27 protein-coding genes are annotated in these 23811 nt (G+C 53.3%); 13 read left to right on the top strand and 14 right to left on the bottom strand.

The genetic code is table 11. The features are described 5' to 3' along the window. Nucleotides 1-8: 8 nt before the first annotated feature. The 13 genes from hisC to P0D43_RS05110 form a co-directional block, all read right to left on the bottom strand. On the bottom strand, nt 9-1109 hold the full coding sequence (gene hisC / locus P0D43_RS05170; protein ID WP_394673437.1) for a histidinol-phosphate transaminase: 1101 nt from the start codon (nt 1107-1109) through the stop codon (nt 9-11). A gap of 7 nt (nt 1110-1116) precedes the next feature. Next, nucleotides 1117-2439 carry a histidinol dehydrogenase gene (gene hisD, locus P0D43_RS05165; RefSeq protein WP_159568176.1) on the bottom strand — a complete coding sequence of 441 codons (1323 nt, stop codon included), beginning with the start codon at nt 2437-2439 and terminating at the stop codon, nt 1117-1119. A gap of 20 nt (nt 2440-2459) precedes the next feature. After that, nucleotides 2460-3095, bottom strand: a complete 636-nt coding sequence (gene hisG, locus P0D43_RS05160; RefSeq protein ID WP_341237247.1) for an ATP phosphoribosyltransferase — start codon at nt 3093-3095, stop codon at nt 2460-2462. After that, complete coding sequence (gene murA, locus P0D43_RS05155; RefSeq protein ID WP_394673436.1) at nt 3092-4348, bottom strand: UDP-N-acetylglucosamine 1-carboxyvinyltransferase; 1257 nt, start codon at nt 4346-4348, stop codon at nt 3092-3094. Before murA ends, hisG begins: the two co-directional genes overlap by 4 nt. Nucleotides 4349-4363: 15 nt before the next feature. Next, nucleotides 4364-4606 (bottom strand): BolA family protein, encoded by a 243-nt coding sequence (locus P0D43_RS05150; RefSeq protein ID WP_371717123.1) that lies wholly within the window; start codon nt 4604-4606, stop codon nt 4364-4366. 33 nt (nt 4607-4639) lie between these two features. Beyond that, nucleotides 4640-5395 (bottom strand): ABC transporter permease, encoded by a 756-nt coding sequence (locus tag P0D43_RS05145; RefSeq protein WP_159568173.1) that lies wholly within the window; start codon nt 5393-5395, stop codon nt 4640-4642. Then, complete coding sequence (locus tag P0D43_RS05140; protein WP_394673435.1) at nt 5392-6300, bottom strand: ABC transporter ATP-binding protein; 909 nt, start codon at nt 6298-6300, stop codon at nt 5392-5394. The genes P0D43_RS05145 and P0D43_RS05140 overlap by 4 nt, the downstream gene beginning before the upstream one ends. Nucleotides 6301-6334: 34 nt before the next feature. Next, complete coding sequence (locus P0D43_RS05135) at nt 6335-6586, bottom strand: lipid asymmetry maintenance protein MlaB (protein ID WP_159568171.1); 252 nt, start codon at nt 6584-6586, stop codon at nt 6335-6337. 1 nt (nt 6587) lies between these two features. After that, complete coding sequence (locus P0D43_RS05130; protein ID WP_394673434.1) at nt 6588-7211, bottom strand: phospholipid-binding protein MlaC; 624 nt, start codon at nt 7209-7211, stop codon at nt 6588-6590. A gap of 72 nt (nt 7212-7283) precedes the next feature. Next, on the bottom strand, nt 7284-8168 hold the full coding sequence (locus tag P0D43_RS05125; protein WP_394673433.1) for a VacJ family lipoprotein: 885 nt from the start codon (nt 8166-8168) through the stop codon (nt 7284-7286). Nucleotides 8169-8183: 15 nt separating this feature from the next. Continuing rightward, complete coding sequence (gene mlaD / locus P0D43_RS05120) at nt 8184-8657, bottom strand: outer membrane lipid asymmetry maintenance protein MlaD (RefSeq protein ID WP_341237243.1); 474 nt, start codon at nt 8655-8657, stop codon at nt 8184-8186. 12 nt (nt 8658-8669) lie between these two features. Beyond that, a complete protein-coding gene (gene mlaE / locus P0D43_RS05115) occupies nt 8670-9455 on the bottom strand; it encodes a lipid asymmetry maintenance ABC transporter permease subunit MlaE (protein ID WP_159568168.1) in 786 nt (261 codons plus the stop codon). Further along, nucleotides 9452-10240, bottom strand: a complete 789-nt coding sequence (locus P0D43_RS05110; RefSeq protein WP_341237242.1) for an ABC transporter ATP-binding protein — start codon at nt 10238-10240, stop codon at nt 9452-9454. Before P0D43_RS05110 ends, mlaE begins: the two co-directional genes overlap by 4 nt. A 167-nt stretch (nt 10241-10407) precedes the next feature. On the opposite strand from P0D43_RS05110, the gene P0D43_RS05105 reads away from it, so the two are divergent. From P0D43_RS05105 to P0D43_RS05070, 8 genes are read left to right on the top strand one after another with little or no spacing between them, the layout of a single operon-like run. Continuing rightward, nucleotides 10408-12348, top strand: coding sequence for a type II secretion system protein GspD (locus P0D43_RS05105; RefSeq protein ID WP_394673432.1), 1941 nt, complete (start codon nt 10408-10410; stop codon nt 12346-12348). Further along, a complete protein-coding gene (locus P0D43_RS05100; protein WP_394673431.1) occupies nt 12345-13340 on the top strand; it encodes a GspE/PulE family protein in 996 nt (331 codons plus the stop codon). The genes P0D43_RS05105 and P0D43_RS05100 overlap by 4 nt, the downstream gene beginning before the upstream one ends. After that, nucleotides 13330-14367: a type II secretion system F family protein gene (locus P0D43_RS05095; protein WP_394673430.1), complete on the top strand. Its 1038-nt coding sequence runs from the start codon at nt 13330-13332 to the stop codon at nt 14365-14367. The genes P0D43_RS05100 and P0D43_RS05095 overlap by 11 nt, the downstream gene beginning before the upstream one ends. Next, nucleotides 14364-15224 carry a hypothetical protein gene (locus P0D43_RS05090; RefSeq protein ID WP_394673429.1) on the top strand — a complete coding sequence of 287 codons (861 nt, stop codon included), beginning with the start codon at nt 14364-14366 and terminating at the stop codon, nt 15222-15224. The genes P0D43_RS05095 and P0D43_RS05090 overlap by 4 nt, the downstream gene beginning before the upstream one ends. Further along, nucleotides 15221-15766, top strand: a complete 546-nt coding sequence (locus P0D43_RS05085) for a hypothetical protein (protein ID WP_394673428.1) — start codon at nt 15221-15223, stop codon at nt 15764-15766. The genes P0D43_RS05090 and P0D43_RS05085 overlap by 4 nt, the downstream gene beginning before the upstream one ends. Continuing rightward, a complete protein-coding gene (locus P0D43_RS05080) occupies nt 15763-16881 on the top strand; it encodes a hypothetical protein (RefSeq protein ID WP_394673427.1) in 1119 nt (372 codons plus the stop codon). Before P0D43_RS05085 ends, P0D43_RS05080 begins: the two co-directional genes overlap by 4 nt. After that, a complete protein-coding gene (locus P0D43_RS05075) occupies nt 16878-17600 on the top strand; it encodes a hypothetical protein (protein WP_341237235.1) in 723 nt (240 codons plus the stop codon). Before P0D43_RS05080 ends, P0D43_RS05075 begins: the two co-directional genes overlap by 4 nt. Nucleotide 17601: 1 nt before the next feature. Beyond that, nucleotides 17602-18246 (top strand): type II secretion system protein, encoded by a 645-nt coding sequence (locus P0D43_RS05070; protein ID WP_159568159.1) that lies wholly within the window; start codon nt 17602-17604, stop codon nt 18244-18246. Between the two features lie 8 nt (nt 18247-18254). Here the strand turns inward: P0D43_RS05070 and P0D43_RS05065 are convergent, their stop codons facing one another. Then, on the bottom strand, nt 18255-20222 hold the full coding sequence (locus P0D43_RS05065; protein ID WP_394673709.1) for a monovalent cation:proton antiporter-2 (CPA2) family protein: 1968 nt from the start codon (nt 20220-20222) through the stop codon (nt 18255-18257). Nucleotides 20223-20361: 139 nt separating this feature from the next. Between P0D43_RS05065 and P0D43_RS05060 the strand changes: the two genes are divergently transcribed. Genes P0D43_RS05060 through lptB form a run of 5 tightly spaced genes read left to right on the top strand, consistent with a single transcriptional unit; the run spans nt 20362 to nt 23807 of the window. After that, nucleotides 20362-21354: an SIS domain-containing protein gene (locus P0D43_RS05060; RefSeq protein WP_159568157.1), complete on the top strand. Its 993-nt coding sequence runs from the start codon at nt 20362-20364 to the stop codon at nt 21352-21354. Further along, a complete protein-coding gene (locus P0D43_RS05055; protein ID WP_394673426.1) occupies nt 21354-21893 on the top strand; it encodes a KdsC family phosphatase in 540 nt (179 codons plus the stop codon). Before P0D43_RS05060 ends, P0D43_RS05055 begins: the two co-directional genes overlap by 1 nt. Further along, on the top strand, nt 21890-22477 hold the full coding sequence (gene lptC, locus P0D43_RS05050) for an LPS export ABC transporter periplasmic protein LptC (RefSeq protein WP_394673425.1): 588 nt from the start codon (nt 21890-21892) through the stop codon (nt 22475-22477). Before P0D43_RS05055 ends, lptC begins: the two co-directional genes overlap by 4 nt. Continuing rightward, nucleotides 22474-23055, top strand: coding sequence for a lipopolysaccharide transport periplasmic protein LptA (lptA, locus tag P0D43_RS05045; protein ID WP_394673424.1), 582 nt, complete (start codon nt 22474-22476; stop codon nt 23053-23055). The genes lptC and lptA overlap by 4 nt, the downstream gene beginning before the upstream one ends. Further along, complete coding sequence (gene lptB / locus P0D43_RS05040) at nt 23052-23807, top strand: LPS export ABC transporter ATP-binding protein (protein WP_394673423.1); 756 nt, start codon at nt 23052-23054, stop codon at nt 23805-23807. Before lptA ends, lptB begins: the two co-directional genes overlap by 4 nt. The last annotated feature ends 4 nt before the right edge of the window (nt 23808-23811 follow it).

Below are 23811 nucleotides of genomic sequence, written 5' to 3'. Positions count from 1 at the left end.
TCTAAAAGTTATGCGGCCTTCGCGGCCACTTCGTCGATGGATTCTTGCACAGCCACCAAAAACTGCTGATTCTCTTGTTCTGTGCTCACGGTCACGCGCAAGCAGTTTTGGAGCAAGGGGTGGGCTTTGCCCACATATTTCACCAAGATACCCTTGTTTTTCAGGGCATCAAAGACTTCAAGCGCATTCGGGACGCGGAAAAGTACAAAATTGGCGTAAGAATCAAACACTTCAACGTCGCCGCTGCTTGTTTTCAGATTTCTCAGTGCCTCGGCCAACACATTGCGCTGTTCGCAAAGCATGGCGGCCTGTGCCGCGAAGGCATCAAAGTGCTCCAGCGCGAACTGAACGGCGATGCGCGTGAGCACGTTGACATTGTAGGGCGGGCGCACTTTGTCGATTTGCTCAACCCAGGCATGGCTGGCCACGGCGTAGCCCAAACGGGCACCGGCGAGCCCCAGCTTGGAGAAAGTGCGCAGCACCAATACATTTGGAAACTCGAGGACTCTCGCCATGAATGAGGCATCTGCAAACGCTTCGTACGCCTCATCGACCACCACCAAGCCAGGCGTTGCTTCGATAATTTGCACAATTTCGGCTTCGCGCAGCGCCACGCCCGTGGGGTTATTGGGGTAAGCCAAAAACACCACTTTGGGCTGGTTGGTGGCAATGGCTTTCAACATGGCAGGCATGTTGAGGCTGAAATCAGCATTCAGGTCTACGCCCACAAAGCGGGCATGGCTCCACTGGCTGTACACGGCATACATCACGAAGGTTGGCACGGGCGACAAAACTGCGTCGCCGGGCATGCAGCAGGCCCGAATGATGAGATCAATCAATTCATCCGAACCATTGCCAAACAACACGTGGGCCGCCTTGGGAATGGCCGTACAAGCGCGCAAAGCGGCCTCAAGATCCAAAGCTTTGGGTGCTGGGTAGCGGTTCAGTTCAGCAGTTTTCAACTGCTGTGCAAGTTCATCCAGCAAAGCGGCAGGCATGCCCTGCGGATTTTCCATGGCATCAAGTTTCAACATGCCAGCCGAGGGCGCCACCACATAGGCTTGGGTGGCCTGCACGTCGGCACGAATCGTTTTTTGAAGAAGACTCATGGTGCGCTCAATCCGCCTTTCGGAACTTGGGGCCAACACGGTACTCCGCAGAACGCGCGTGTGCAGGCAAGCCTTCGCCATAGGCCAATTCAGCGGCCACTTCACCCAAGGTGCTTGCACCTTCACGGCTGGCAAAAATAATACTGCTGCGCTTCTGGAAATCGTAAACACCCAAGGGCGAGCTGAAACGGGCGGTGCCTGCTGTGGGCAACACGTGGTTGGGGCCTGCACAGTAATCGCCCAGCGATTCACTGCTGTAGGGGCCCATGAAAATGGCACCGGCGTGGCGCAACTTACCCACCCACGCGTCGGGGTCTTGCACGCTCAACTCCAGGTGTTCTGGGGCAATTTGATTGCTCAACTCACAGGCTTCATCCATGTCGCGCACTTGAATGAGTGCACCGCGGTTTTTAAGCGATGTAGCAATAACGGTGGCGCGTGGCATGGTGTCCATCAGGCGCTTTATACTGGCCTGCACGTTGTCGAGGAATTCCTTGCTGGGACTCAACAAAATGGACTGCGCCATTTCATCGTGCTCAGCCTGGCTGAACAAGTCCATGGCGATCCAGTCGGCATTCGTGCTGCCATCGCAAATCACCAATATTTCAGAAGGCCCTGCAATCATGTCGATGCCCACCGCGCCAAACACACGGCGCTTGGCCTCGGCCACATACGCATTGCCAGGGCCAACAATTTTATCCACGCGCGGCACGGTCTGTGTGCCATAGGCAAGCGCAGCCACAGCCTGTGCGCCACCAATGGTGAACACACGGTCTACACCCGCCAGGTGAGCAGCAGCCAACACCATTTGATTTCTCACACCACTGGGTGTGGGCACCACCATGATCACTTCTTTTACGCCCGCCACTTTCGCGGGCACGGCGTTCATGAGCACGGAAGACGGGTAAGCCGCCTTGCCACCGGGCACATACAGGCCCGCGCGATCCAGGGGCGTTACACGCTGGCCCAAGCGAGTGCCATCGGCCTCGGTGAATTCCCAGCTTTCTGCAACCTGACGCTCGTGAAATGCGCGCACGCGCTGTGCAGCCACTTTCAGGGCCTCGCGCTGGGCAGAATCGAGTGTGTCAAAAGCCTGCTTCAACTCGTCTTGCCCAATTTCCAGTTCAGCAGCGCTGCCGACCTTCACACGGTCAAATTTCTCGGTGAGTTCCAGCAAGGCTTCATCGCCGCGCTTGCGCACGGCATGAATAATATCGGCCACTGCGCCTTCCACATGGGGATCGCGTTGTTCTTCATAGGCGAGCAATGCACGGAACTGCTCGGCAAAGTTGGCTTCTTCTGTAGACAATCGACGAATTTGGGAAGACATTTTTTACTACCTTTAAAAATTCACGCTGCTGCTTGGGTAAACACATCAAGAATTGGCTGCAAAGCCTCGTACTTCATTTTCAATGCCGCTTGGTTCACTACCAATCGGGAGGAAATTTCGCAAATTTCTTCAACCTCAACCAGCTTGTTGGCGCGCAGGGTTGAGCCCGTGCTGACCAAATCCACAATGGCGTCGGCCAGGCCCACCAGCGGTGCCAGTTCCATGGAACCGTACAGCTTGATCAAGTCAACATGCACACCACGATTGGCAAAATGTTCACGGGCGCTGTTCACATATTTGGTGGCAACGCGCAAACGTGCGCCCTGCTTCACGGCGCTGGCGTAGTCGAAGCCTTCGGGCGCAGCCACACACAGGCGGCATTTGGCAATATTCAAATCCAGCGGCTGGTACAAGCCTGCGCCAGAATGCTCTATAAGAACATCTTTTCCGGCCACCCCCAGGTCAGCAGCGCCATGCTGCACATAAGTGGGCACATCGGTTGCGCGCACAATGATGATTTGAACGTCGGCACGGTTGGTGCCGATAATCAGCTTGCGCGATTTTTCAGGGTCTTCAGACGGCACAACACCTGCTTTCTCGAGCAGGGGCAGTGTTTCTTCAAAAATACGTCCCTTGGACAGGGCCAGTGTGATCATTCCGCTACTCTCGTGACGTCCGCGCCCAATTTGCGCAATTTCTCTTCCATTTTGTCATACCCGCGGTCCAGGTGATAAATGCGGTCAATCCGCGTTTCATCACTGGCAGCCAAACCGGCAATCACCAAGCCGGCAGAAGCGCGCAGGTCGGTGGCCATCACCGTAGCACCCTCCAAGCGCTCAACGCCTTTGATAATCGCTGTGTGGCCTTCAATTTCAATGTTCGCGCCCAAACGCACCATTTCCTGAACATGCATGAAACGGTTTTCGAAAATGGTTTCATTCACCACTGCTGTGCCATCGGCCACACAATTCACCGCCATGAGCTGTGCCTGCATGTCAGTGGCAAAGCCGGGGAATGGCGCTGTGCGCGCACCCACAGCCTTGGGGCGTGTGCTCATGCTGGCGTGAATTTTTGTGCCATCGACTTCAATGCTTACGCCCGCTGTGCGCAGCTTTTCAATGGTCGCGTCCATACTGTCTGCATCGGTGTTGTTCAGGGTAATGTTGCCACCACACGCGGCCACCGCGCACAAGAATGTACCGGCTTCGATGCGATCGGGCATCACCTGATACTCGCAACCATGCAGCGTTTCTACGCCATGCACAGTGATTGTGTCGGTGCCTATGCCTTCAATTTTCGCGCCCATTCTCACGAGCATGTTGGCCAGGTCCACCACTTCGGGCTCACGGGCCGCGTTTTCAATAATCGTGGTCCCTTCCGCCAGCGCAGCCGCCATCATCAGGTTTTCAGTACCGGTTACTGTGACCATATCGGTCACAATGCGGGCGCCCTTCAAACGCTTGGCCTTGGCATGAATGTAGCCTTTCTCGATGGTGATCTCAGCACCCATGGCCTGCAGCCCCTTGATGTGCTGGTCAACCGGGCGCTGCCCGATTGCGCAACCACCGGGCAAACTCACGCTGGCCTCGCCAAAACGCGCCACAAGGGGGCCAAGGACCAGAATGCTGGCACGCATGGTTTTCACCAGGTCGTAACCGGCGACGGGCTCAGAAATTTCTTCGGCACGCAAAGCCAATTGGTTTTCGCCATGCCAAAAGCACTGCACCCCCATTGAACCCAGCAAACGCAAACACGTGTTGATGTCGCGCAGACGTGGCACGTTGGTGATGGTGACCGGCTCGGCGGTCAACAAACTGGCACACAAAATGGGCAGGGCCGCATTTTTCGCACCAGAAATTGACACTTCTCCGTGAAGCGGCTTACCGCCACGAACCAAAAATGAATCCATTGAAGGGCAGTCCTTTTACGCTTGTTGTTGAGCCCATTCACCGGGCGTCAATGTTTTCATCGACAGCGCGTGAATCTCGGCACGCATTCTGTCACCCAGTACTGCATACACTTTTTGATGACGCTGAATTGAGCGCAACCCTTCAAACGCACTGGCCACGATGACCGCCTCAAAATGCTGGCCGTCACCAGACACGGTGAGGTGTTCACATTCCAAGCCCTGCGCAATATAGCCGCGAACGGTTTCAGGCAACAACATGATTTTTCCTATCCTTTTGATTCAACAGCACTATTATCCCCTCAATTTGTAACCGGAGGTCACCATCCGCATCGCAATTGCGGTCAAAACAGCCCAAGCAGTCAGGCCAATTGCCAGGCTGAACCAGGGACTCACATCGCTCACCCCGAAGAAGCCGTAGCGAAAACCGTCAATGAGGTAGAAAAATGGATTGAAGTGCGACACGGTTTGCCACACGGCCGGCAGGGAGTGGATCGAATAGAACACGCCCGACAAAAAGGTGGCCGGCATAATAATGAAATTCTGGAAAGCGGCCAGCTGATCGAACTTCTCAGCCCATATTCCGGCAATAACACCCATGGTGCCCAGCAAGGCTGAACCCACCAGGGCATGCACCAAAATCCAGACTGGGTTGTACACATGCAAGCCAACAAACGCCACCGTGACCAGCAAAACACCAAGACCAACCGCAATGCCACGCGCCATCGAGGCCAGCACATACGCTGAGAAAAACTCGAAATGGGACAAAGGCGGCAACAGCACAAACACCAGGTTGCCGGTAATTTTGGATTGGATCAGGCTGGACGACGAATTAGCGAATGCATTTTGCAACACCGACATCATCACCAAGCCGGGCACCAGAAAGGCCGCATAGCTAACGCCGGGATAAGGCTCTACCTTGCCATCGAGCACATGCGAGAAAATCATGAGATACAACAAGGCAGTAACAACAGGCGCCAGCACGGTCTGAAAGCTGACCTTCCAGAATCGCAAAATCTCTTTTTTGAACAGGGTTTGCCAACCGGTCATTTGGAACCCCCACTCATCAGCTGCACAAACACCTCTTCCAGATCAGGCTTTTCAATGCTGCACTCCAAAACATCCAGGTGATCTTGGCGGCATTGGGCCAGGATTTGCTCAATTTCAGCAGGGCCGTTCAAGGCCAGGGGGTAACGTCCTTCGCTGACATTCGCCTTCAGTACCCTGGCTTGAAGAGCGGCCGGCAACACGCCATTGAGCTGCATATTCAGCGTTTGATTGGCGTGCTTTTTCAGTAAATTGGGGGAGGTGTCTACGGTGAGCACCTCGCCCTTTTTCAGCATGGCGATGCGGTTACACAGGGTTTCCGCCTCTTCAAGATAATGAGTGGTCAACAAAATGGTGTGACCTTTCTGGTTCAAGCCAGCGATAAACTTCCACAAGGTTTGACGCAATTCAACGTCTACACCCGCAGTTGGCTCATCCAATACGATCACAGGCGGCTTGTGAACCAATGCCTGGGCCACCATGACCCGGCGCTTCATGCCGCCTGACAAGGTGCGCATATTGCTGTCCGCTTTGTCCATCAAGCTGAGCGAATGCAACAGTTCGTCGATCCAGTCGTCGTTCCTTTTTAATCCGAAGTAACCCGATTGAAAACGCAAGGTTTCCCGCACAGAGAAGAAGGGATCAAAAACGAGTTCCTGCGGCACAATACCGATGCTTCGGCGGGCATCGCGAAACTGGTCCACCACGTCAAAGCCCATCACCCTGGCAGAGCCGTTACTGGCCCGGCTTAGGCCAGCAATAATATTGATCAGGGTGGTTTTACCGGCGCCGTTGGGGCCGAGCAAGGCGAAGAACTCCCCTTCCTGAACCGTGAGTGACACATTGTTCAAGGAACGGAATTCGCCAAAATACTTGGAAACCGAGCTTAGCTCTAGTGCAAACGACATGACTTCTCGCACCGATGAACGGTGCTACAGGTTTTTATGAGAAGAGAGATTGTACTCCGTAGGCAGCGATCAAACTGTCCAGCTGCGCAGGAGGATGTTGGAGTTCAAGGGTTTTGTCTGATTTAAGCACTCGCTTGGCCGCCAAAATGACAACCAAGGCGGTTGAGTCAACGTGCTTGACCGCTGAAAAGTCGATAACGTGATCACCCTTGGCAAAGGCCTTGGTGATCTCGGCGATCACTTCATCTCCGTTGCGAACGGTAATTTGATCAGCCGACACCTTCATATCAACCTTTTGCGTTCAGGGTTTTCAGGGTTTGAATCAAACCATCCACGCCAGAATTGGCCAGTACTGGACCAAACTGGGCTTTGTAAGAATCCACCAGCCACAGACCCAACACGCTCAAGTCGTAGATCTGCCATTTACCGTCTTTCTTTTCAACACGGTAAGCCAGGTCCACAGGTGGCGCGCCTTTCTGAATCACGCGGCTGTTCACAATCACATCCGTATCTTCAGGACGGGCGCGCAAGCGATCAACCTGCAAAGTTTGGTCGCCAACTTGAGACAAAGCGCCCGAGTAGGTTTTCACCAAAAGCGTCCGGAACTCTTTGGTAATTTGTTCACGCTGCTCGGGCGTGGCTCCGCGCCAGGGGCGGCCCACCACCAACTGCGTCATTTTTCGGAAATTCACATTGGGCATGACTTTCTGATCAATCAACGCGTCTAGTTTCTTGGGATCAGAAACAAGTTCCTGCTTGCGCGCCTTGATCTCAACCAAAACCTCATTGCTGAATTTTTCAACAAATTCGTTGGCAGGTATATCTTGTGCCAAGGCGGGCTGGGCAATCAGCCCAAAACCCAACGCAGTTGCCGCAATCCATTGAAACATCTTGTTTACTGCAATATTCATGATTCTTCCAAAACGTTAAGCATTAGTCTAAAAACGCAACATGTACAGGGTGGTTGACCAACCCAACGCCAATCAGTTCAACAAACCCAAACCTGACTTGGCCCGTTCGCTTTGCTGCAAATCTTCAGGAAGGACCGGATCTAGCTGTGTACTGGACGATTCATTAACTGGTTTAGGCAGCAGCAATGCTGATTTGAATGGCGGAAATGACTCAATGGTCTCACTGCGCGACTCATCTTCATAGTCCTCGTAAAGCGGTTCATTGGGATCAGGGGCTCCATCCCGAACCAGACTGGCTCGGCGTTTCAAATAGGCATCGCGCACAAATGCATACTGATCCAGCGCAATGCGCTCAACAAGGTCAGTGGCCGGCAACAAGCGCGCGCGCGTATTCACCACATTGACCACAAGTAAACTGTTTCGCACTCTTACGTAGTCGTAATGATAAAGGGGATCAAGCGGTGCATCGACAAAACGGGCCGGCGCATCACGCAGCGTACTGGGACCCAACAAGGGCAACACCAAATAGGGGCCCGAGCCCATTCCCCACACGCCAAGCGTTTGGCCAAAATCTTCATCGTTCTTCTGAAAACCCAGTTCAGTGGCCACATCAGCCAACCCAACAATACCAATCGTGGTGTTCAAGGCAAAACGCGTGATATCGCTGCCGGCAGCCTTGGGCTTACCCTGCAACAAATTATTGAACGCAACGCTGACGTCATCCAGGTTGGAAAAGAAATTCCCAATGACTGTCTTGATTTCAGGTGGTGTTACCTTGTCGTAGCCCTGTGCAAGCGGCTTGATCACCGCCTTGTCGACGACTTGGTTAAAGCCATCAATTGAGCGATTCAAGCCTTCCAACGGATCTGACTCGGAAGGAGCGCGCATGCTGGTACATGCTGTGGACAAGCCAAGCACACCAAGCAGCAAAATTACTTTTCGAATGGACGTTAACACTTCAAATCCCCTTCATCACTTTTCAGAGTCACCTTCCGCGGCTTTGCTGAACAAAAACTGGCTAATCAGGTTTTCAAGCACCACAGCGGATTGCGTACGGGCAAACTTCTCGCCGCTGGCTAAATTCTCGAGGTCGCCCCCGGCTTCAATACCCACGTATTGCTCGCCCAACAGACCCGAGGTAAGGATTCTAGCTGAAGAGTCCTTGGGAAACTCGAACCCTTCCTCCAAATCCAGAGCCACCACTGCGCGAAAGGTGACTGGATCGAGATTGATATTGGCCACGCGACCCACAGTAACGCCAGCACTTTTAACTGGGGCACGTGACTTCAACCCGCCAATGTTGTCAAATTCTGCAGTAACCCGGTATTGGTCGCCCGTGGTGAACGAGCTCAAATTGCCCGCCTTCAAGGCCAGAAAAACCAAGGCGATTGCACCAATCAGTACAAACAGACCCACCCAAAAATTCACTGCCGTGTTCTTTTTCATACCTTCAATCCGTTAAATACTGAACATGAGTGCTGTAAGCACGAAATCGAGACCCAAAATAGTCAGAGAGGAAATCACCACGGTTCGGGTGGTGGCCCTGGAAACGCCTTCGGGGGTGGGCTGACACGCATAGCCCTGGAACAAGGCAATTGAACTGACGGCCACACCAAAAACCACGCTTTTAAGCACGCCATTCAGGATGTCGTCGCGTACGTCCACACCAGCCTGCATCTGAGACCAGAAGGCGCCAGCATCTACGCCAATCAATAAAACACCCACCACATAACCGCCAAAAATACCCACCGCGCTGAACAATCCTGCCAACAACGGCAAGGAAATCAAGCCGGCCACCCAGCGAGGGGTAACAATGCGAGCCTTGGGATCAACCGCCATCATTTCCATGGCAGTCAACTGCTCCCCAGCCTTCATCAGGCCAATTTCAGCAGTCAGCGAGGTTCCGGCGCGCCCGGCAAACAACAGGGCCGACACCACCGGACCCAACTCCCGCACCAGCGACAAAGCCACCAGCAGGCCCAGCGCCTGTTCGGCGCCATACCGGTTCAAGGTGTAGTAACCCTGCAAACCCAATACAAACCCCACGAAAAGGCCTGATACCACAATGATGACCAGGGAATAATTGCCGATGAAATGAATCTGATCAATGATTAAGCGTGGGCGAAGCAACGCTTTGGGCAACAACATGAACAAGGTACCCACGAATCGGGCAAATACGCCCAAACCCGCAATTGTGGCAATTACGCCAGCGCCCAGACGAGAGACTAAAACGACCGGGTTCATGCGAAATCCTCTTGCAAGTTGCGTGCAGGATAATGAAACTTCACTGGGCCTTCGGGCAAACCTTTGATGAACTGCTGAACATAAGGATCCTGGTTGGCCTCTACTTCGGCTGGAGAACCTTGAGCCAGCACCTTGCCATTGGCAATCACGATGACATGGTCACTGATGGCAAACGATTCGTGGATGTCATGCGTAACCACGACCGAAGTTGCACCAAGTGCGTCATTGAGCGTGCGGATCAAGTTGGCCGTGATACCAAGAGAAATGGGGTCGAGGCCAGCGAAAGGCTCATCGTAAAAAATAAGCTCGGGATCTAGCGCAATGGCGCGCGCCAAGGCAACACGTCGGCTCATGCCGCCTGAAATTTCAGACGGAAACAAGTTACTTGCGCCGCGCAGGCCCACAGCGTGCAGCTTCAAAAGCACCAAGTCCCGAATGGCTGCTTCGGACAAATTGGTGTGTTCGCGCAGCGGAAAGGCCACATTCTCGAATACGTTCAAATCGGTGAACAGGGCTCCGAACTGGAACAGCACACCAATTTTTTTTCGAAAAGCGTAAAGCTGCTGGGTACTCGCGGTCACCACGTTCTGGCCCAAAACCTGGACCTCTCCACGGTTGACTGCGTATTGGCCACACATTAAACGCAACAACGTGGTTTTGCCAGAACCTGACCCGCCCATGACCGACACCACTTTGCCCTTCGGAATGTCGAGAGAAATGTCCTCAAGAATGAGGCGGTCATTATAACCGAAATCCACGTGTTTTAATTGAGCAACAAAGCCCATTGGGGCTCCTTAATAAACGAATACGAGTTTGAAAGCTATTGTAACCCGAAGGACATGCCCTCACCATCCAAATGGTGACAGGCTCACCCACTAGGCATGACCACGAAGCGTGGAAATGGTTTCAGCCGATTATGATTCCCGGCACCTAAACCCCCAAAAGCCGACCTGTGCGCTTATCACGTGTGTTTTTAACTGGCCTGACCGCCGCCCTGTACGCTTGCGCGGCCGCCCCGCCCCCAAGCAACTCACCAACCGCAACAGTCGAAGCCGGGCACGCGCTAGAGCTGAATGCTGTTTTTTGGGCCGATAAAATCCACCACCGCAGCAACGCCTGGCAAAGACATCAAGAAACATTCACATTCCGGCTTGAAAACATTGCCGCCAGCCAAGTGCTCGAATTGATCTCGCGCGAACTGCAACTTGGCTATGAAATGGATGGATGCGGCGACACTCCAGTCAGCCTGGTGGGAAGGGACATGCCCCTTCAACAGGTCATTGAAAGCCTGGAGTTTCAGGCCGGAGCCAATGTGTTGTTTGAAGGAAAGCTGCTCTCAATGCGGTGCGAAGTTGACCAGCTTCGGGTTTACACCCTCGATTACCTGTCCATTGCCAGGCAAATGAATGACTCCTCAAGTCTGAGCTCGGCGATTGCAGGTGGCCCGCGCGAGTTAACTGATCGTCGGGAAACCGGAAATCGCTCGGAGCTGGTTCTGAACAATTCGCAGCAACACGACTTGTGGCAAGACATCTCCTCTCAAATCGAACAGATCATTCAGGTTCAACCAAAACCAATTGAGCTATCCAGGCGTGAGCGGGTAATCGATGAAGAAGAAGACAGGACTTATGCGAGCACGAGAAACAGCTCACCCCGCAGACTATCGCCCAACCTGAAAAGCGCCACTGCCGTGTCCACGGAAAAACGAGACATCACCACCACACGCAAGGAAACCCGGTCGGGACGTGTCATTGCAAACCCCGAGTCCGGAACGATCTCTGTGATTGCAAAACCCAGCCAGCATCGCCGGGTTGTGCAGTGGCTGGAACAAATTCAGCGCAGAGTGGATCGGCAAATCGTGATCGAAGCCGTGATTACAGAAATATCGCTGAATGATCGCTATGAACGTGGAATCGACTGGAACGTGCTTCGTCAAAATGGCGTCACTGCAGGTTTGGCAGTACAAGGGTTGAATCTGACCAACCCGGCTTTCACATTCACAGCATTGCGGAACACCAGCGGCGCTGACACCAATATCGCCTTGCGACTGCTCGAAGAGTTTGGTCGCACAGAGGTGCTTTCTTCTCCACGTGTGGTCACCATGAACCAACAGGCCGCAGTGCTGAAAGTGATCGACAACAGGGTGTATTTCACCACCGATGTTCAAACCAGCGCACCCACACAAAACAGCCCTGCCTTTTCAACGTTCACGACCCAGGTTCAAACAGTTCCGGTTGGTTTTTTAATGACAGTCACACCGCAAATAGCGGACAACAATGCAATTCAACTGCGGGTTCGGCCCACACTCAGCCGCATTGTGGGTTTCGTTCAAGACCCGAACCCGGCCCTGCAACAACTCAATATTGTCAGCAAGGTACCCGAGGTGCAAACCCGTGAACTCGAGTCCATATTGCGTTTGAAAAGTGGCGAAATGGCTTTGCTTGGCGGCCTGCGGCAAAAAGAAAACAAGCGCCTGGATCGTGGCATTCCCGGCACACCGGAATCAATTGACCTGATCACCCAAAGTCAAACCCGGGGAGAAAGCCACATTGAACTGGTGATATTGCTGAAGGCCACCGTACTGGAAAGCGCCACGGCAAGCCAACTTGAGCCAGGCCAGGAGCTCGGAGAGCTTAACAAAGCGCTGGCCGATGGCCTTACCCTGTACCAAGCCAATCAGACCAAAGCACTGAATGCCTTGCTTGCCCTGCTAATGAAGCGCTACCCCGACACCCCAGAGCCCTTTTACAACATGGCTCTTCATCAGAGCAAGCAAGGGCTTTTTACAGATGCACTTGCGCATTTGGCGCAGGCTGAAGCGCAGTGTGAATACAAGCAATGTTCTCTGCCCTTGCTCACCGTGCGCTCTTTGATTCAGGCAAAAATTCAATGAAACACACGGTGCAGCTCCCTGCTTTCAAGAATATCGACAGCGCGATCGCCTACGCTGCCGCCCAGAATGCATCCGACATTCACATCACGCCTGCCCCAGAGAATTTCACGGTGCGTTTGCGCGTCAATGGTGCATTGGGGCCAATTCAGGAGATTCCCAACGACACCGGCCGATCGCTCATACAAGCTTTTAAAGCCGAAAGTAAAATGAACATCGCGGAAACGCGGCGCCCACAAGACGCACGATTAACCCGCAACAACATTGACCTTCGGCTGGCCACACACCCCAGCCTTCACGGCGAAAACATGGTGGTCCGGCTATTGAATACGCAAAGCCGCATGACCCTCAATGCACTGGGTTTAAGCAACCCCGCCTTAGCTCATATTCAACACTTGCTTACCCACGAGAACGGATTAACTCTGGTTGCGGGCGCCACCGGCAGTGGGAAAACAACCATGCTGCATGCCATGCTAAACAGCCTGGGGTCGCATGCCGGTCGTATTGCCACACTTGAAGATCCGGTAGAAATCATCAACCCGGATGCAGTTCAAACAGATCTCTCACGATTGCCACACATGAATTTTGCATCGGGTTTGCGCTCGCTCATGCGTCAAGATCCCGACACCATTCTTGTCGGAGAAGTGAGAGACGAAGAGACCGCCGGGCTCACCCTGAATGCTGCGCTCACGGGTCATCGGGTTTTTGCTTCCGTGCACGCACCCGATTGCCTTGGGGCAATCAGTCGACTCACTGAACTGAATGTGCGCCTGGAAAGTTTGATGAATTGCTTGAACGGCGTTGCAACCCTGAGGCTAAAACCAGCAGCCCCAAACGGACAACGTCAGCTGTGGGCTGAAGTTATTGACCTGAAAAGCGTACCTCGCAAGGAGGTGCTCAGCTGCAAAGCAATTGGCGAGCTCATGTCTCTGCTGTCGCCTTTGAATTACCTTCAATTTCCATCTTCCACCGCGCTGCTTGCCAATGAACAATAAATCACTTGGCGACAAAATTACGCCATCCACATGGCGCACATGGCTTGGGCAATGGGCAGAACTCTTGCAATCCGGCATGCCCGCGCTCGATGCACTTGCACTGAGCAGCGAGCTGCAAACCGACCACTCACAAGGAAAACTGTTGCGCCTTGGTTTGTCTCGAACTGCGCAATTCCTGCAAGAAGGACAAAACCTTCAAACCGCATTTCGTGCCTCGTTTATCAAAGTACCCATGCATCTGGAAATCGCGTTGGTGTGTGCACAGGCCAGCGGCGATCTTGGCATGGCATTGCAAACGCAACTGGACCGCTGGAAAACCACCAGCGATGCACAACATGCCTTGGGCAAAAGCATGATTTACCCACTGCTGGTTTTAACATTGGCCTGCGCATGTTGGGTGCTGCTGCACCAGGTAAGCGCGCCTCATTTGGCGCACACAACAGCCACATCGGAAAGTGCAGCCAAGTGGTCAGACAATTTAATTTCGATGGGCGCGCTGCTCTTCGCAATTGCCGGATACTTCCGATTAAAACAGTCTCGAAATCAGCAAGAAAAACGGCCATTGCTGCCACACAATATCTGGCTTTCTTCCAATTTCTATCATGTAATCGCTTGTGAACTGCATGCAGGCCTGGACCTGATGCACTGTTTGCGACACCGCACACTGCCCGCATCAAAATGGCTGGGCGCACGTCAACTGTCTACACGTACCTTGCTTGCACTCAACGGTTTAATGCAACGCATTCAACAACAGCTAAAACAGGGTATGTCGCTTAGCCAGTCAATGAGTTTGGCTGGGGCACCAGGTTTTCTGGTACGTCAAAGTCAACTCGCCGAGCAAACTGGCAACCTGGCTTACTGCTTTTTTCTGGCGGCAAAGGTCTATGAAATGCAGGCGCGGGAAGCCCAACAACGTTTGCAGAGCACATTGCCTTCTGTCGCCTTGGCTGTTGCTGCACTTACCCTTGCTCTGGCTTATCAATTCACGCTGGCGCCGCTTTACAACAACCTGACGGGTTTGTCATGAATTCAGCCGCGACGCATGCAGATGTTTGGGTGCTTGAGCAGGAACTAGTCCTTCTGTTTCGGCAACAAGACCAGCACTGGATCGAGGAAATGCGACTTCCCTACAGCGAGTTTATTGGAAGTGCCATTGCGCTTTCCAGTTTCAGCCTTGCGGACACCACGGTTTACCTCAACGTATTTCAAAACACAAACACAGCTGCATTCTGGGCCGAGCAACGCTGGGCCGGCGTGGCAGAAAACCCGCTTCGGATCATTGAGGCACCAGTAACCGCTTTTCATCAGCAAGCACTCACTGAACTACGCGGAATGGGCAAAAAATGCCGAATCATTTCTGCGACGAAATCGGTGCAGTTTAATCACGCTGTTCAAATGGCACGTCTCAATCAGCACGAATTTAAACACCTCAAAAAATTCATTGCTGCAAACAAGTCCTCTACCCGCGAATTGCAAAGCAGCTTGCGTTTGTATCTTGGATTGTGGACACAGCCATCTGGAAATTACCAGGCCATTCGAGGGGTGGCTTTGGCTTGCACACTCGCAACCTTTTTATTGATGAGTTGGCACAACAATCAGCAACAGCCGGTGCTCGACACAGTCAGATTGCAGCAATTCCAACATGCACATCAACGCAATTCAAACAACGCTAAAACTGTGGCATTTGGCGATTGGCTAAAGCAACTGAGCAAGTTTGGCCGCAGCGAGCGTGCCAACCTGACCTCGCTGAAAGTGTCCTGGAACGAACAAGGTGAAATTCTGACAATTGCAGACCTGGAACGAGATCGCAAAAGGGTTCCAAAGGCATGCACCCTCAATAACCCAAAACAGGCAAAGTGCTCAGTGGGGGCAACAGTCCAATGACGAAACCCCACCGCACCCCCCAACAAATTGTTCACTTCCGCACAATTCGTCCTGTTCTCGACTTTGTCATTCTGGTGGCCGCAATGGCTGTACTTATTCATTTACTGAACCTGGAGTTTGAGCACAAGCTGAGTCAGAAACCAAAGCTGAACATTCAAAAAACAGTTCGGCCAAACCAAACGCTGGTCATTGAAGAAAACTTCAAGGAAGAGACCGGTCTGTGGCAAAGCTGGAACGCCTGGATCCATAGCAATCAACCAGGGGCCGGACATTGCCTGATCGAAACAAGACCTGAGTCGATCGACAACCCCTTTTACCTATTGTGCTTTGGAAAAGTAAGTTCAGGCAGCAATTTGGAACTGCCTGACAGCAAGGCATGGCTTGACAACAATTTGTTTGTCAAACCGGAAATACCTGCGCCCCCGCCTACCGAGAAAAGCAGATCCAGTGGCACAGATATTCCTTACACGGTGCAAGGCTGGATCAATACGAAAACAGGTCGGAAAAACTTTGATCCAGTTCAAGGCAAATGGGTGCCATGAAAACACAGCCAATGCACCAAGGTTATTCACTGCTTGCAATCGTGCTATTGATGATGCTGCTGGGCTTTGCTGCGCTTGAGTTTCGCAACAACACAAGCTTCAAGCAAAACCTGCTGCTTCAACAACAGGCTCGTGAAACTCAGACCCTTGAACACATTCGTTCCAGTTTGCTTGGATTTGCAGCCAGCCAGGGCTTGCATAGCCAAAGCCATTTGGGCCATTTGCCTTGCCCCGCCCTGTTACCTGGAGAATATGCACGAACCAGCTGTTTGAATAAAGCCTGGGGCTACCTGCCAGTTCACAGCAAGATTGCGGTCAACTATCTCAATGCCGGCATTGATGCCCGCTTCAACGAACTGACCTTATCAACAGACACACACTGGGAGTACGCAGTATCAAGCCAATTGATTCAGCCCAATGCCCTGGGCTGGGGGCGGTGGGTGAATTATTCAAAGCCCGCAATTCAAATTCGCATTCCCGCTGAAAGCGATCGCACAGAAACAAACCTTGTTGCAGTGGTCGCCAAAACAATCACGCCAACCGCGGAACACCATTACGACATCACGCCGCCCTATGTGCTCGTTCACCTTCGTGAACTGCAAAGCCACATGAAAAGGGTTCAAGTGACTCAACTTAAAAGCACACTGAAAACCTGGCAGCAACTGAATCCCCAATTCAATTCAAACGCGAGCCCACATGAAAACATGACACTCAAAGACCCTCTTGCAAAGGTCTATCAACCCATCGACTCGGGCTGCCAATGCCGATGTACCAAAACGCGCTGTACCTGCAGCTGCCTCAACCCGGGCAGCTGGATTTCGACTGCTGTGTGCCTGAATGGCAATGTCAACTGTGCAAGCCACAACATGCAAACACATTGCACCAGTACAGTTGACGGGCCCTGTGTGTTTGCGGGCCCAGCCAGCTTGCAGAACCTGTGGCCAGTCAGCCATTTCGAACCTGTGGCGGCGACCAACAAATCGTGCCGTCCCGTGCACAGCAATCAGTGCCCCCTGAGCCAAAACAACACGGCTTGCACCTGCCAATTTTCGTGGCCTGACAACATCAAATCCAATCTTGAACAATTCAGTTTCAAGCTGACAGGTACACCATGAATACTCGTGGCTTCATGCTGATCGAAGTGGCACTGGTGGTAGTGCTAATGGCCATTATTTTGGGACCCGTGCTGCACCTTCTGGCCAATCAGCGAGAGAAGGACAAAGTTCTCGCTCACCTTGAATCTCGACGACGCATTCTGGAATCAGTTGAAGGTTTTGTGTTGGCCACGGGCAGGCTGCCCTGCCCGTCTACCCTGCCCAGCGGGACCGAATCACGCAACGGTGATGCTTGCCTTCATCGCGAGGGCTGGCTGCCGCTTGCAACTTTGGCGACCTGGGGAATTCACGGTCAGTGGAAAATGGCCGTGGCCACGCTTGAGCAAGCCGGGGAGCCCGCCCAGAACGCCTTGGTGTCGGCACAACCGTTTGCGCAACTCAGCCCACAACAACTCACTGAAATTGTGATGGCACCCTACACAGCCAACTACGCGGTGGGCATGGGGCCATTGCCCGCCATTCACCTGTGTCAGGTTGTGCAAGGGCATGCTTTGCCACAAAACCTCAACGCGGGCTGCGGCGCACACACCTTGCTCAATGCCACCACGGTTTGGCTTGCCTACCTCGAGGGCGACCTGATTAATCAAAACCGATATCAACAGTTTTTTATCAACCCCGATCAAGCAGCATCCAATCCGGTCTGGCTTTCATTTGAACGCATGAACTGGCTCTGGATGAAACGCGGCGCACTCGACACACCACACATTCAGGAGAACTAAATTGAAACATTCACGAAAACAGATCCAACACGGATTTTCCCTGCTGGAACTGGCAATCGCACTGGCCGTACTTGCCATACTGGCGGGCGGCGTACTAAAGGGACGCGAGTTACTCAACAGCGCTCGGGTGCAAGCCACGATCACCGACATTGCCAATCTGGAAACTGCCTTGTCGGCGTTTCAGGCGCGCTATTCTGCGCTGCCGGGTGACTTCATTGCAGCAGCGGCTGCAGGACTCTCCAACAGTGGAGGTGACGGCAATGGACTGATCGAAGGCGGCGAATCCTGCAATGTTTTTACACACCTTCAACTGTCTGGTTTCATTCAAGGAGATTTCACCGGTGGCAGCGACGAATCCGGTAACTGCACCACAGGCAGCACCATGGGCAATCAGTTTAGCGGCCGCTACCTGCTCAACCACACCATGCAAGGCCCCAACTCCAGAGAAAATGCAATGGCCCTGCTGATTGGAGAAAACATACCTGTTGCCCAGCTCGCAGAAATTGATCGCAAACTAGACGATGGCAACCCCTTGCGTGGCGCCGTGCAAGTGCTCAGTGGCGAGGAGGAATTGTGCACCACACTGGCAAGCCAGTGGGATGAAGAACAGGGCGCAAACTGCGCTGCGCTTTACATTATTCGTTGAGTAAGCGCTTAGCGCACCATGGACTTGCGGCCCAGAATGATGGATTCGGCAAGGCTCAATGAATCAGGCTGACCTTTCAACACCAAAATATCTCCCGACTCCAGTTGCGTATCGGGAGAAGGATCCCCCCCCCGAATGCCCCGCCTGCGAATGGCGCAGACTTCAATATCCAGTTCCAGAATGCCCAACTCCGTCAGGCTTTTGCCCACGCCACTGGCACCTGGTTCCACGAACACCGAATGCAGACGGACCCATTGGTTCTCGGGGGTATCGGCTTCATCGTCGACACCACGGAACACACCGCGAAACATTTGGTAGCGCGACTCACGAATGGCGCGAATCTGTTTCACAACCCGGGAAACAGGCACCCCCAACAGCAGCAAAGCCTGCGAACCCAACATCAAGCTTCCTTCCAGAATTTCAGGCACCACTTCGGTGGCCCCAGCTGCGGTCAGTTTTTCCAAATCACTTTCATCGTAAGTGCGCACCACCACGGGTACATTGGGAGCCAAGGCACGCACAGTAGTCAGCACTTTCTCGGCCGATTTGTATTCTGCAAAAGTAACCACCACACAAGAGGCGCGGAGCAAACCTGCTGCAAGCAGCGTTTCCCGTTTGGCGGCATCGCCAAACACCACCGAATCACCTGCCGCAGTGGCCTCGCGAATACGGTCTGGGTCCAAGTCCAGCGCCACATAGTCGAGGTCCTCACGGTCCAGCAACCGGGCAAGGTGTTGGCCGCTTCGCCCGAATCCACAAATTAAAACATGCTTGGTCGTGGCAAGACTTTTCTGGGCGATCTGGTGAAGCTCAAGCGACTTTTGCAACCATTCCTGACTTGAAAACCGAAGCACTATGCGATCAGCATGCTGAATCATGAATGGCGCAGCCAACATGGAAAGCACCATACTGGCCGTGATGGTTTGCAACCAGGGATCAGGTACCAAACCAAAACCTGCCGAACCGGTGTTGGCCAACAACACAAAACCAAATTCGCCCGCCTGGGCCAGATAAATACCGGTTCGCATGGCTGTACCCGTATTTGCCCCGAATACTCTGGCAAGTACCGCAATCAAGACCAACTTGGCGAGCACCGGGAACACAGCCAGAACAATGACCAAGTGCCAGTTCTCCATGACCACTTGTGGGTTCAGCAGCATGCCCGTGGTAACGAAGAACAGACCCAGCAGCACATCCCGGAAGGGTTTGATGTCCTCTTCAACCTGGTGCTTGTACTGGGTTTCAGCAATCAAAATACCGGCCAGAAATGCACCAAGCGCCAGGGAAAGTTCGGCAAGTTCTGTTAGCCACGCCAAGCCCAGGGTAATCAGCAGCACATTCAGGACAAACAGCTCTTGCGACTTGCTTCGGGCCACAAAAGTCATCCACCAGTTCATCATGCGTTGACCGAATACCAACATCAGCCCCAACACCAGCGCAGCTTTCACCACGGCAAGGCTTAAAGTGGCTGACAGGTTTTCAGCCTCCTGCCCCAGCGCGGGAATAATGATCAACAGTGGAACCACTGCCAAATCCTGAAACAACAAAATACCCATGATTTGTCGACCATGGGGTGAATCCAGTTCAAGCCGTTCTGACAACAACTTGCTGACAATCGCGGTCGATGACATGGCGGCCGCCCCCGCCAATACAAACGCGGTGCTCAATGGCACTTCCAGAAAATAGCCCGCCAGCAAACCCAATCCCATAACGCCCAGCATCGTCAGGCTGACCTGGGCAAAACCCAAACCAAAAACGACTCGGCGCATGGCGTGTAATTTGGGCAGACTGAATTCAAGGCCTATCGAAAACATCAGGAATACGACACCAAACTCGGCCAAGTGGCGGGTTTCCGGTGTGTCTGGAACGATACCCAGCGAATACGGGCCAATCAGCGTGCCCGCAAACAGATAGCCCAGCATGGCGGGCAGCTTCCAGTGACGGAAAAGCGAGACCGCCAGCACTGCGACCAGCATAAGAATCAAAGAAAGCTCTAGAGCGTTAGGCACGTTTAATGCTTAGGAAGTGAAGAGAATTGGCACGCGCTTTGCTATACTGCCCTGAAAAGAGCACAGCCTCAAGCACCTTTGTTGCTTAAGTCTATCAGGGTCCACCATGTCAACAACACCGTCGAATAATGACAAGCACGATTTTCTGGCCATGGCCAGAGAAGCGTTGGCCATTGAGGCCCAAGCAGTTTCGGCATTGTCCGAGCGCTTGAATGACCAGTTCAGCCAAGCCACCACCGCCATCCTGAACTGCAAGGGTCGGGTGATTTTGATTGGCGTGGGCAAGTCGGGGCTGATTGCCAAGAAGATTGCAGCCACCTTTGCCAGTACGGGCACTCCCTCCTTTTTCGTGCATGCCACTGAAGCCTCGCATGGCGATTTGGGCATGATCACCCAAGAAGACGTGGTCATTGCCCTGTCCAACTCTGGCAATACCGAGGAATTGGTGGCCGTGCTGCCAGCCATTGCACGCCGTGGCGCAAAAATAGTCGCCATGACCGGCAAACCCGACTCCGCCCTGGCGCGTCAGGCTGATTTGGTCTTGGACTGCGGTGTTGAAAAAGAAGCCTGCCCCCTGAATTTGGCCCCAACAGCCAGCACCACTGCTGCTTTGGCACTGGGGGACGCACTTGCCGTGGTTGTACTTAAAGCAAGGGGCTTCAGCGAAGAAGATTTCGCCCTGTCGCATCCCGGTGGCAGCCTGGGCCGCAAACTGCTGACCCATGTCAGCGATGTCATGCGCAAAGGTGATCGCATACCTTCAGTGTCGCCTTCGGCCAGCATCTCCAATGCAATTCTGGAAATCACCAAAAAAGGCTTGGGCATGACCGCCGTAGTCGATCCCGGCAACAAATTGCTCGGTGTTTTCACAGACGGTGACCTGCGCCGCCTGATTGAACAAGGCCTCGACCTGCGCGGTTTGCTGGTCAGCGAAGTCATGAACAGTGCGCCGAAATGTATTGCGCCCGACAAGCTGGCAGTAGAGGCGGTGCGCATGATGGAAGTCAGCCACATTAGCCAAGTCGTAGTGACCGACGAGCAAGGGCACATTGTGGGCGCCTTGAACTTTCATGACCTGTTTGAAGCCAAGGTGGTTTGATGAATCAATTTACCGACCGCAAACCCACCGCCACAGAGGCCGCATCGCACATCAAATTGATGGGCTTTGATGTTGATGGCACGTTGACTGACGGTGGCCTGTATTTTGGCAACGAAGGCGAAGTCATGAAGCGCTTCAGCGTATTCGACGGTCAAGGACTTCGGCTGCTGATGGACCACGGCATCAAAGTGATCTGGATCACGGCGCGCTCCAGCGCCATTGTCGAGAAACGTGCAAAAGACCTCGGCATCTACCAGTTGGTCCAAGGTTGCAAAACCAAACTGCAAGCCTATGATGACATTCGCCAATTGCTGGGGCTGGAATGGAATGAATGCGGTTTTTTCGGCGACGACTGGCCCGATTATCCAGTGCTTCAACAGGTTGCCTTGGCAGCAAGTACCCAACACTCCCCGGCCGCCATGAAAACTACAGCCAACTGGATCAACACACGCCCACCCGGTGACGGCGCAGCACGCGAGCTGTGTGATTTTATTCTGAGTCACCAGCCTGGCTACCAGAACCCTTGGGAAGCAACGTGAAACCCGTCAGTGCTTTTTTCAATCTGATTTCGCAGTTCATACCGCTGCTGTTAACGTTCGCGTTGGCAGCTACGTCGTATTGGTTTGCAATTCAGTCCGAGCTCAGCCTGTTCAGTGTCAGTGGCAAAAACGACCCCACCAGCAGCGACTATTACCTGCGCAACTTCTCGGTGCAAAGCCATGACTTGGCCGAGAACAAGTATTCAATTATTCGCAGCAAATCTGCAGAGCACATTCCACAAGGCAATGTGTGGAACATCACCGAGCCAGAGCTTGAGCAATTTGAAGCGGGTAACGGCATGGTCAATGGCAACGCCCGGAAAGGCGTGTACCTGCTCGATACGGATGAAATTTACCTCCGGGAGGATGTGGTAGTGACCAGCCAAGACGAAGGGCTTGTGACCACCATGAAGTCTGAAGAAATACGAATTGACAACATCACCAACGAAATTTCCACCGACAAGAATGTATTGGTAACCCGGCCTGGCCAAAGGTTTGAGGCACAGGGTGCAACATTGAACAACGACACAGGCGAATTGATAGCGCAAGGCTCGGTCAAATTTCGCATAGAGGCAAAACGATGAAATGCTCCAACTGGATTTCCATGGCACTGGCAGCACAGGCACTGGCTTTCGGGGTCAGCGTGCACGCACTGGAAGCTGACAAACGGCAACCTACCACCATCGACGCCAACCAGATGACGTACAACGAAAAGTCAAACGTGAACGTGTTTACAGGCAATGTGTTGCTAACGCGCGGAAGCCTTGTGATTCGCGGCGACAAACTCACGTTGACTGAACGCAGCGACGGCACCCAATTCGCCACAGTGGAAGGAAAACCCGCCCGCTTCAAACAACAACGCGACTCTGAACGCCCCAATGAAGTCTTGCTGATCAACGGCACTGGCAACACGATTGAATTTGACGGCGACAAATCGATTGTTACGCTGACCGGCGCAGCCAGCATTCAGAAAAGCACCAATGGTCAGCTGACTGAATCAATTTCCGGCACCAAAATTACTTATGAACAGAACACCGAATTTTTGAATGTGGTGGGCTCGCCCAACAGCAGCGGATCCTCTCGCGTGCAGGCAGTCATCAAGCCGAAAACCCAAACACCTGCACCAGCGCCCGAACCAGCGCCAAAAGGGGGCAGCAAGTGAGTAACACCCCCGCTCAAACCTTGACTGGTCAGGGCCGACTTCAGGCACTCAGCCTGCGCAAAGCCTACCGCAGCAAGCGTGTAATTGAAGACGTCTCACTGCATGTGGACACCGGTGAAGTGGTTGGCTTGCTGGGCCCCAATGGTGCTGGCAAAACCACCTGCTTTTACATGATCGTGGGCCTGGTCAGCGCCGACGAAGGCAATATCTGCCTCGAAGGCAGTGACATCACGCTTCAACCCATTCATGAACGTGCTCGGGCGGGACTCTCCTATCTTCCCCAAGAGGCTTCCGTATTTCGCAAGTTGACGGTGGAAGAAAACATTCGCGCTGTCCTGGAAATTAATCCACCCAAAGACAAAACGGTGGACCAAGCGGTTGAAGATTTGCTCAACGACCTGCAAATAGCGCACATTCGCACCTCGCTGGCCGCCTCACTTTCAGGTGGCGAACGCCGCCGACTTGAAATTGCGCGCGCATTGGGCAGCCAACCCCGCTTTATTTTGCTGGATGAGCCTTTCGCAGGCGTAGACCCAATCGCAGTGCTGGAAATTCAACGCATTGTGGCCTTTCTGAAATCGAAAGGAATTGGCGTGTTGATCACCGACCACAACGTGCGCGAGACGCTGGGCATCTGCGATCGTGCTTACATTATCAGTGCAGGTCGAGTATTGGCCTCGGGTAGTCCGGAACAAATTGTGAAGAACGACGATGTACGCCGCGTGTATCTCGGCGAACACTTCCGGATGTAAAGCT

The sequence above is a fragment of the Limnobacter sp. genome, assembly GCF_043511195.1.
In the GTDB taxonomy this organism is placed as follows: Bacteria; Pseudomonadota; Gammaproteobacteria; order Burkholderiales; family Burkholderiaceae_B; genus Limnobacter.
The sequence above is the reverse complement of the archived record's forward strand: the minus strand, read 5'-3'. Positions and strand labels throughout refer to the sequence as shown.